Annotated in this window: 1 protein-coding gene; it reads left to right on the top strand. The window is 45.0% G+C overall.

The genetic code is table 11. The features are described from left to right. Positions 1-644 (top strand): sigma-54-dependent transcriptional regulator (locus tag R7Z77_RS26255; RefSeq protein WP_318137166.1); only part of this gene is annotated, 644 nt, incomplete at both ends.

The raw sequence follows: 644 nt of genomic DNA, 5'->3' as shown, positions 1-644 counted from the left end.
GTGCAATTCACAAAGTATCTTCCCGTTCTCATAAGCCCTTTATGTCGATTAACTGCCGCGCTTTGAATGAGCAACGTTTCCAAGCGGAAGTCTTTGGTATTGCTGCGGATGCTGAGATGGGCCCAAGTCTGTTGGAGCAAGCAGATGGCGGTACTGTGTTGTTTAATGACATTCTGACCATTTCGAAAGACCAGCAAATGAACCTGTTAAGGTTTTTGCAAGAGGGCACGATTGAAACGCGCGAAGGTGTGAAGAATGTGAATGTGCGTATTCTTGCTGCTAACTCGTCAGACGTAGAAAAAGCTTTGATTGATGGCGACTTCAACGAAGAGTTGTACCATTACATCAATGTACTTCGTATCAACGTACGAAGCTTGAAAGAGCGCGCGAGTGACATTGCACTGTTAGCTCGCTTCTATCTGCAAGAGTTCTCTAAAGAGTACAACTCTCAAGCAAAAAGTTTCTCAGAGGACGCTTTGAAAGCTCTGACTCGTTACTTCTGGCCTGGTAATGTTCGCGAGTTGATGAACCAAGTTAAGCGGGCGGTGTTGAGGTCTAACAGCGTGATGATTGAAGAGCATCAGCTCGATTTGCCGCAGCGTAATGATTCAAAACGCAATTTGAAAACAATTCGTGAGAAGAGA

It is taken from the genome of Vibrio sp. 1401, assembly GCF_033340295.1.
Note: the sequence above shows the minus strand (reverse complement) of the source record. Positions and strands in the feature narration are given on the sequence as shown.